General features: G+C 73.6%; 10 protein-coding genes and 1 pseudogene. 3 read left to right on the top strand and 8 right to left on the bottom strand.

Annotated features, from left to right (window positions below; all coding sequences use genetic code 11):
* Nucleotides 1-42: 42 nt before the first annotated feature.
* The 4 genes and pseudogenes from DQW06_RS15820 to DQW06_RS15810 form a co-directional block, all read right to left on the bottom strand.
* Nucleotides 43-657 carry a TetR/AcrR family transcriptional regulator gene (locus DQW06_RS15820; protein ID WP_013153939.1) on the bottom strand — a complete coding sequence of 205 codons (615 nt, stop codon included), beginning with the start codon at nucleotides 655-657 and terminating at the stop codon, nucleotides 43-45.
* 99 nt (nucleotides 658-756) lie between these two features.
* Nucleotides 757-1,098 (bottom strand): glyoxalase/bleomycin resistance/dioxygenase family protein, encoded by a 342-nt coding sequence (locus tag DQW06_RS29560; protein WP_232833038.1) that lies wholly within the window; start codon nucleotides 1,096-1,098, stop codon nucleotides 757-759.
* A gap of 93 nt (nucleotides 1,099-1,191) precedes the next feature.
* Nucleotides 1,192-1,512 (bottom strand): annotated as a pseudogene (locus DQW06_RS29555) (HD domain-containing protein); the annotation flags it as partial.
* Nucleotides 1,513-1,573: 61 nt separating this feature from the next.
* On the bottom strand, nucleotides 1,574-1,990 hold the full coding sequence (locus DQW06_RS15810; protein ID WP_013153941.1) for a VOC family protein: 417 nt from the start codon (nucleotides 1,988-1,990) through the stop codon (nucleotides 1,574-1,576).
* Between the two features lie 85 nt (nucleotides 1,991-2,075).
* Here DQW06_RS15810 and DQW06_RS15805 point away from each other — a divergent pair, with 85 nt between their 5' ends.
* Both DQW06_RS15805 and DQW06_RS15800 read left to right on the top strand, forming a co-directional pair.
* On the top strand, nucleotides 2,076-2,672 hold the full coding sequence (locus tag DQW06_RS15805; RefSeq protein WP_013153942.1) for a TetR/AcrR family transcriptional regulator: 597 nt from the start codon (nucleotides 2,076-2,078) through the stop codon (nucleotides 2,670-2,672).
* A gap of 93 nt (nucleotides 2,673-2,765) precedes the next feature.
* Nucleotides 2,766-3,257, top strand: coding sequence for a GbsR/MarR family transcriptional regulator (locus DQW06_RS15800; RefSeq protein ID WP_013153943.1), 492 nt, complete (start codon nucleotides 2,766-2,768; stop codon nucleotides 3,255-3,257).
* Nucleotides 3,258-3,270: 13 nt separating this feature from the next.
* Here the strand turns inward: DQW06_RS15800 and DQW06_RS15795 are convergent, their stop codons facing one another.
* From DQW06_RS15795 to DQW06_RS15780, 4 genes are read right to left on the bottom strand one after another with little or no spacing between them, the layout of a single operon-like run.
* Nucleotides 3,271-4,053, bottom strand: a complete 783-nt coding sequence (locus DQW06_RS15795) for an ABC transporter ATP-binding protein (RefSeq protein ID WP_013153944.1) — start codon at nucleotides 4,051-4,053, stop codon at nucleotides 3,271-3,273.
* The gene (locus tag DQW06_RS15790) at nucleotides 4,050-5,156 is read right to left on the bottom strand and encodes a FecCD family ABC transporter permease (protein ID WP_370449083.1); all 1,107 of its coding nucleotides are present in this window, start codon (nucleotides 5,154-5,156) and stop codon (nucleotides 4,050-4,052) included. Before DQW06_RS15790 ends, DQW06_RS15795 begins: the two co-directional genes overlap by 4 nt.
* The gene (locus DQW06_RS15785; protein ID WP_013153946.1) at nucleotides 5,153-6,178 is read right to left on the bottom strand and encodes an iron ABC transporter permease; all 1,026 of its coding nucleotides are present in this window, start codon (nucleotides 6,176-6,178) and stop codon (nucleotides 5,153-5,155) included. The genes DQW06_RS15790 and DQW06_RS15785 overlap by 4 nt, the downstream gene beginning before the upstream one ends.
* An 8-nt stretch (nucleotides 6,179-6,186) precedes the next feature.
* Nucleotides 6,187-7,218, bottom strand: coding sequence for an iron-siderophore ABC transporter substrate-binding protein (locus tag DQW06_RS15780; RefSeq protein ID WP_041553181.1), 1,032 nt, complete (start codon nucleotides 7,216-7,218; stop codon nucleotides 6,187-6,189).
* Nucleotides 7,219-7,508: 290 nt separating this feature from the next.
* Between DQW06_RS15780 and DQW06_RS15775 the strand changes: the two genes are divergently transcribed.
* Nucleotides 7,509-7,733, top strand: coding sequence for a hypothetical protein (locus tag DQW06_RS15775; protein ID WP_013153948.1), 225 nt, complete (start codon nucleotides 7,509-7,511; stop codon nucleotides 7,731-7,733).
* Nucleotides 7,734-7,818: the final 85 nt, after the last annotated feature.

The raw sequence follows: 7,818 nt of genomic DNA, 5'->3' as shown, positions 1-7,818 counted from the left end.
GACGCGTCGCGTCCGGCCCCCTCGCCGTCGGGTCCCCCGCGCTCAGGCCCCGGGGCGCAGCCCCGCCACGAGCAGGTCGGCGAAGTGGCGCCCCACGTCCTCGCCGCTGAGCGCGCCGCCCGGGTGGTACCAGGTGCTCAGGTGGTGCACCGAGCCGAAGAAGTAGTTCACCACCAGGTCGGCGGAGACGTCGGTGCGAAAGACCCCCTCGTCCTGCCCCTGGGCGACCATGTCCCGGAAGATCTCGTGGTAGCGGCGGCGCTCGGCGCGCACGGCGCGCCGCTTGTCCTCGCTCAGCTGGTGCATGGAGCGGAAGAAGATGACGGTGTCGTCGAGGTTGGCGACGCTGGTGACGATGACGTCGGCCGCGGCGGCGTGCACGCGGTCGGCCACCGGCTCGTCCCGCGAGGCGATCCGCACCAGGTGCTCGGTCTGCATGCGCAGCACGCGGGCGTAGACCTCGTAGAGCAGGTCGTCCTTGGAGCCGAAGTAGTGGTACATGGCGCCCTTGGTGACGCCCGCAGCGGCCACGACCTCCTGCACGGAGGTGCCCTCGTAACCGTTGGAGGCGAACAGGCGCGTCGCCGCCCCAAGGAGGCGCTCGGGTACCGATCCGGTCGGTGTGTCGGCCTCGGCCGTCCGCTGTCCTCGCGCCATGTGCTGCCCCCGCCTCGTGCCCCGTCAGTCCCGGAAATACCGGCCGGGACAGCATACCGACCGGCTGGTACCCGACGCCACGCACACGGATGCCGTCGCTCACACCACCCTCAGGTCGACCTTGCGCCCGTCGGGGTCGGTGAGCACGCGGCGCCCCGGCTCCAGGGGCGGGACGGCGCGGTCCCCTCGCACGGTGAACCCGAGGCGCGCCGCGCCCGTGGAGCGCTCGGCGGTGGCCGGGTAGATCTCGACGACCGCGCCGCCGTCCAGTTCGGCCGCGTGGTGTTCGGGCCCGGAGCCGTGGCGCTCGCGGACGAAGCGCAGACCGAGCCCGGCGTAGAAGGCGCGGCACTCCTCGACCCGGCCGGTGTGGAGGACCAGGAGCGTGCCACGCGGGAGCGCCGCTTCGGGGAGCCCGTCCTCCTGCGGGCCCTCCTCCAGGATCCGCCGGGCGCGGGCGTACTTGGCGCGCAGCCGCCGCGCCCGTTCGTCGGGCAGCAGGGCCAGGCGGCGCTCGTCGGAGTTGTGGGCGTTGTCGGCGAGCTTGACCAGCCTGCCCAGCGGGTCGGCGGCGGCGCGGCGCACCATCTCCTCGTAGGGCTCCCCCGGGCGCCGGGTCACCGACTCCACCGCGCGCACGACCTCCTCCGGGCACCCCCGCGCGCGCAGGTCGTCGGCGGTGATCGGGGTGTCCTCCAGCACGTCGTGCAGCACTCCGGCCGCCTGGGCGCGCTCTCCGTGCCCGGCGAGCAGGTCGCGCACCGCGAACACGTGCTCGGCGTAGGGCCGGCCGGCCCGGTCGACCTGCCCGGCGTGGGCCTCCTCCGCCAGGCGCGAGGCCTGTTCCAGCGTCATCGCCACCGCCTCCACCCCCCGTCACGCCGACGGTACCGGGCGCGCGGGGACCGGACGGCCCTCACCCCCGCACGAAGTTGTCCCCGTACTCCTCCGAGGGCGCCACGGGCGTGATGACGTCGACCAGCACCCCGCCGGGGTCGGCCACGATGAAGTGCCGCTGGCCGAACGCCTCGGTGCGGATCCCCAGTTCGGGCCGCAGGCCGCCGCGCACCACCAGGCGCTCCCACTCGGCGTCCACGTCCTCCACCTCGAAGTTGAGCAGCAGGCCCTGCACGGGCCTGCGGTAGCCCTCGGGGACGGTGGGGTGCCCGGGGTCGAGCAGGGCCAGTTCGTACTCGGGCGGGCCGGGCCTGCGCAGGCTCACGTACCAGTCGGCGGCGAAGGTCTCCTCGAAGCCGAACAGGCCGACGTAGAAGTCGCGGCACTCGGCCAGACGGGGCGTGCCGAGCACCGGATAGAAGCTGCTGAGCCGCATGGAATCCACCTTTCACGTACCTTCGGTATGTGAAGATACGCTATTGGCATACCTTTGGTATGTCAACAAGGGGGAGGTCGGGTACATGGCCGCGGAACCGGGCAGCCGCGCGCGGCAGCGCGAGCGCACCAGACGCGTCCTGCTGGGCGAGGCCCGCAGGCTGTTCGCCGCGCACGGGTACGGCGGGGTGGGACTGGCCCGGATCGTGGCGGACTCCGCGGTCACCAAGGGCGCCCTGTACCACCACTTCGAGGGCAAGCCGGACCTGTTCCGCGCGGTCCTGGAGGAGGTGCAGTCCGAGGTCGGCGACGCCGTGGCGCGGGCGGCGGACGCGCACGCCGACCCGTGGGACCGGCTGACCGCCGGGTGCCGGGCCTTCCTCACCGCCAGCACCGCGCCGGACGTGCGGCGGATCATGCTGGTGGACGGGCCCGCCGTGCTGGGCTGGAGCACCTGGCGGGCCCTGGACGAGGCCGCCTCGGCCCGCCACCTGGCCGAGGCGCTCTCCGCGCTGGTCGGGGCGGGCGTCCTGGAGCCGGGGCCGGTCGCGCCCGTGGCCCACCTGCTCTCGGGTGCGATGAACGAGGCCGCGCTGTGGCTGGCCGACAGCGACGACCCCGAAGACCTGGAGCGGGTGTGGGAGGCGTTGTCGCGCATGCTGGAGTCCCTGCGCCGCACCTGAACCCCGTCCGCCCCCGGCCGACGCCGGACGGGGGCGGACGGAGCCCTCGGTCAGCGCCCGGAACGCCCCGTGTCAGGCGCTATCGTGGCCCCCATGGCGGAGAGCAGGCGCACGGACGAGGACACGGGGTTCCGCGACGACTTCGTCGGGCGCTTCTCCGAGTACTGGCAGTCGCAGGGCCGTCCCCGCGCCGAGGGCCGCATCGTGGGCTACCTGCTCGTCGCCGACCGCGAGGCGGTGAGCGCCGAGGAGATCGCCGACGGCGCCCGGGTCAGCCGGGGATCGGTGTCGCAGTCGGTGCGCCGTTTGCGCGAGATGGGCTTCGTGGAGCTGGTCCCCGCCCCCGGGAGCCGCTCGCGGCTGGTGGCCATGGACGAGGACGTCTGGGGCGGGTTCCTGCGCAACGAGCGCTCCTACCTGCGGCGGCAGAGGGAACTCGCGGCGTCGGCGCTGGAGCGCCTGCCCGGCCTGAGCCCGCCCGCGCGCACCCGGCTGCGCAACATGCACGACTACATGACCTGGCTGGACGAGTACCACGACACCCTGCTCTCCTCCTGGGAGGAGTACAAGGCCCGACGGCGCTGAGGGCCCTGAGGGCTCAGACGCGCTCGTGCGGGATGACCAGCGGCGTGCGGGTGCGCGGGTCGGGCACCACGTCGCAGGGCAGCCCGAACACCTCCCCCACCAGGCGGGCGGTCACGACCTCCTCCGGAGGGCCGTCGGCGACCACCCTGCCCGCGTCCATCAGCACCAGGCGGGTGGCGAACCGGGCGGCCTGGGCCAGGTCGTGCAGGACCGCGACCACCGTGCGCCCCCGGCGGTGCAGGTCGGCGAACAGCTCCAGCAGGTCGTACTGGTGGGCGATGTCCAGGTAGGTGGTGGGCTCGTCCAGCAGCAGGACGCCGGTGTCCTGCGCCAGGACCATCGCCACCCAGGCGCGCTGGCGCTGGCCGCCCGAGAGGGAGCCCACCTGGGTGTCGGCGAGGTCGGTCAGCCCGGTCAGCTCCAGCGCGCGGCCGATCGCCGTCTCGTCCTGGGGGCTCCACTGGCGCACCAGCGTGTGGTAGGGGAAGCGGCCGCGGGCGGCCAGGGCCCGCACGGTGATGCCCTCGGGGGCGGTCGGGCTCTGCGGCAGCAGCGCCATCTGGCGCGCGACCGCCTTGGCGCGCTGGCCGCGCACGTCACTGCCGTGCAGCAGCACCCGCCCCGACATCGGCTTGTTCACCCGCCCCAGGGCCTTGAGCAGTGTGGACTTGCCGCAGCCGTTGGGGCCGACGATGACGGTGAACTCGCCCTCGGCCACCCCCAGGTCGAGGTCGCGCACGACCGGTTCGGCCCCGTACCCCAGGGTCAGGCCCTCCGCGGACAGCACCAGACTCACAGCACACCCTTTCGCCATTCACGAATCAGCAGGTAGCCCAGGTAGACGCCGCCGAGCCCCATGGTGAAGACGCCGACCGGCAGCCCGTCCCCGACCGGGGACTGCTGGACGGCCAGATCCGCCGCCACCAGCAGCAGGGCCCCGACCAGGGCCGACAGCACCATGTTGGGGCCCGGCACGGCGGAGAGCCGGCGCGCGATCTGCGGCGCGGTCAGGGACACGAACGCGATCGGACCGGCCACGCTCACCGCGGCCGCGGACAGCACCACCGACAGGCAGACGGCGGCGGTGCGCGTGGTGGAGGCCCGCGCGCCGAGGGAGTCGGCGAGCTCGTCGCCCATCTCGTTGAGGGAGACCGGTCCGGCCAGCGCCGCCACGAACGGCAGCGCCAGCAGCAGAACCGCCCAGATGGTGGTGGCGTGCTCCCAGGAGCGGGCGCCCAGACTGCCGTTGACGTAGGCGGACAGGACGCTGGCCTGGTCGCGGGCCATCACGGACACGACGAAGTGGGTGAAGGCCTGCGCCATGGCGGCCACCCCGATGCCCGCCACGATCAGGCGGCCGGGGTGGCGCAGTCCGGTGCCGGTCACCGTGGCCACGACGACCATGGCCAGGGCGGCACCGGCGAGGGCGCCCAGCGGCACGGGGAGCACACCGGGCAGGACGAGGGCGGCGAAGGCCGCGCCCGCCCCGGCACCGGCGCCGAGGCCGATGACGTCGGGGCTGCCCAGGGGGTTGCGGGTGACGGACTGGAAGAGCGCGCCCGCCAGGCCCAGGGCGGCGCCCGTGCCCGCGGCCACCACCAGCCGGGGACCGCGCAGCCGTTCGAGCACGAAGGTCTCGGTGGCCTCGCCCCCGCCCGTCAGGACCGCGGGCAGCCGGGTCAGGGGCACGCCGAGCCGTCCGAGGGCGAGCGTGGCGGCCGCGGCGGCGACCAGCAGGAGCAGGAGTCCGGCCGCCCACAGCAGCGAGCGCCGGTGGACGGGCAGCGCGACCGGGCCCAGCCTCAGCACGGGCGGGGAGGCCTTCAGGGGTCGGGCGCGCCCGTGCTCTGGCCGGACCGGGCCCGCCGGGGCCGGGGACGTGCGGGTGGTTCGGGTCATGGGGTACTCCGCATCCTGCGGACCGCGTACAACAGGACGGGCGCACCGACGAACGCGGTGACGACGCCGACCATGAGTTCGGTGGGGCGCACGATGGTGCGGCCGACGACGTCGGCGAGCAGCAGCAGGGTCGGGCCCACCAGCAGCGCGAAGGGCACCTGCGCGCGGAAGTCGACACCGACCAGGGCGCGCACCACGTGCGGCACGGCCAGGCCGACGAAGGCGATGGGCCCGGCGGCCGCGGTGGCCCCGGCGGCGAGCAGGGTTCCCGCGACGAGCCCGGCCGAGCGGATCCACACCGTGTTGGCGCCGGTGGCGATCGCGGCCTCCTCCCCCAGGGCCAGGGCGTTGAGGCCGCCGCAGACCACGAGGGCGAGCAGGACGCCGACGCCGATGACCGGCAGCACGGACAGGATGACGTCGTAGTCGCGCCCGGCCAGGGAGCCGACCACCCAGTAGCGGTAGCTGTCGAAGGTCTCGGGCAGGCTCAGGGCCACCGCCTGGACGTAGGCGGTGAGCACGGCGGAGACCACCGCGCCCGCCAGGACCAGGCGCACCATGCCGCCGTCGCCGCCGCGACTGCCCACCGTGTAGGCGGCCAACCCCGCGACCAGGGCCCCGGGCAGCGCCCACCAGACCGTCGCGGTGACCGAGGTGGGGCCGAACAGCGCGGTGGCCGTGACCACCGCGGCGGCGGCCCCGGCGTTGACGCCCAGCAGGCCGGGGTCGGCGAGGGGGTTGCGGGTGATGCCCTGCATGAGGGTGCCCGCCAGGGCCAGGGCGGCCCCGGCCACCACCCCCAGGACGGTGCGCGGGTAGCGGCTCTCCACCACCGTGGTGGTGAAGGAGTCCGCCCCGCCGGTGATCGCCGCCCACACGTCGGCGACCGGTGTGGGCCTGCTGCCCATGACGAGGCTGAGCAGGACCGCACCCGCCAGCGCGGCGACGCCCGCACCGAGCACGAGCGCGGTGCGGGCGGGACGCGTGCGGGGCGCGGCCGCGGATGTCTTCGCCCTGACCATGGAGGTGCTTAGCTCTCGATGTTCTGGACGGCCTCTTCGATCATGGGCACGTAGCGGTCGATGACCCAGGGGACGGTCAGCGGGTTGATGATCGAGGAGGCGGTGACGAAGGAGTTGTCCTCGGAGGCGACCACGGCGCCGCTCTCGACGGCGGGGATGGCCGCGTACAGCTCCTGGGCCTCGATCTCGGCGCGGGTCTCGGGGTCGCTGTAGAACGTGAAGAGCAGGTCGCTCCCGGAGAGCTGGTCGGCGTTCTCCAGGCCGATGATGGCCGAGTCGGTGCCCTCGGTCTCGGGGAAGGTCTCCACGACCGGGTCGACGGTCAGGCCCAGCCCGCGGACCATGGCCACGCGCTGCTCGTCGGGCAGGAACACGCCGAGCGTGCCGGGGCCGTCGGTGTAGACGTAGGAGAAGGTCAGGTCGGCGAACTGCTCGTTGGCCGCCGCGGCCTCGTCGAACTGCGTCTCGATGTCCTGGATGAGGCCCTGGGCCTCCTCGGGCTGGCCGAGCGCCTCGCCGATGATCTCGATCTGCTGGTCCCAGTCGGTGCTCCAGGGCAGCTCGGGGTAGGCGACCGTGGGGGCGATGTCGCTCAGGATGTCGTACTGCTCCTGGGTGACGCCGGACCAGGGGGCGAGGATGACGTCGGGCTCCAGCTCGATGATGGCCTCGAAGTCGATGTCGTCGGCGCCGGTGAACTGGGTGGGCAGCTCCTCGCCCGCCTCGGTGACCGCCTCGTGGATCCACGGCAGGTAGCCGGTGTCGTCGCTGCCCCACTCGTAGCTCTCGACACCGACGGGCACGACGCCGAGGGCGATGGCGGTCTCGGCGGAGCCCTGGCCGAGGGTGACCACGCGCTCGGGCTGCTCGGGGATCTCGGCGGTGCCCAGGGCGCTGTCGATGCTGACCGGGAACTGGCCGCCGGCGGTGTCGCCGCCGCTCTCACCGGTGCTCTCCTCCGCGCTGCCGCACGAGGTGAGGCCGACGGCGAGGAGGGTGGTGAAGGCGATGCCGCTGACACGGCGAAGGGTGGAGGCCATGCTCACACTGCTTTCTTCGTCATGGGGAGTGGCCGCGCCGTGTTCGGGCGGGCCGTTTCCGCGCATGGGGCGTCCCGAGGGGAAACACGGAGGACAGAACGGGAGGATCCCGGCGAAACCAAGGTTAGTCTAACCTCACTCGGTTTGGATTTCAAAAGTTCTGAACTCCGGACGCGGGCCCCGTCCGCCGCTCCCTGCCCCCACCTGACGCAGCCTTGACCTGCCATGGAGCTTGTCCGAGATCTCCTCGGGAAGTGCCTCTAGAGGCAACCACCAACGCGAGGAGCACCATGATCGCCAAACTGTCCCAGATGGGCGTCACGTCCGAGATGGCCTACGGAGCCGGGCTCGCCTCCATCGGACTCAGCTTCCTGAGCTGGGCCACCTCCCTGAAGAAGGAGGAGGGTACCGGGCTGGCCCGCGCCGACCGGTGGGGAATCTTCATCGGTGAGTGGGCGCCCACCTTCTTCGCGATCGGCGTCGCGCTTCGGTTGGAGGAGTCCACGAAGAAGTAGGGCCGCGCCGCGGCGTCCGGGGACCCGGACGCGACGCGGGCGGACGGGTCGCGCGCCCGGTCGGAGCCGCTCCGGCCGGGCGCGA

The organism is Nocardiopsis sp. TNDT3, from assembly GCF_003427465.1.
Classification (GTDB): Bacteria; Actinomycetota; Actinomycetes; order Streptosporangiales; family Streptosporangiaceae; genus Nocardiopsis; species Nocardiopsis dassonvillei.
The sequence above is the reverse complement of the archived record's forward strand: the minus strand, read 5'-3'. Positions and strand labels throughout refer to the sequence as shown.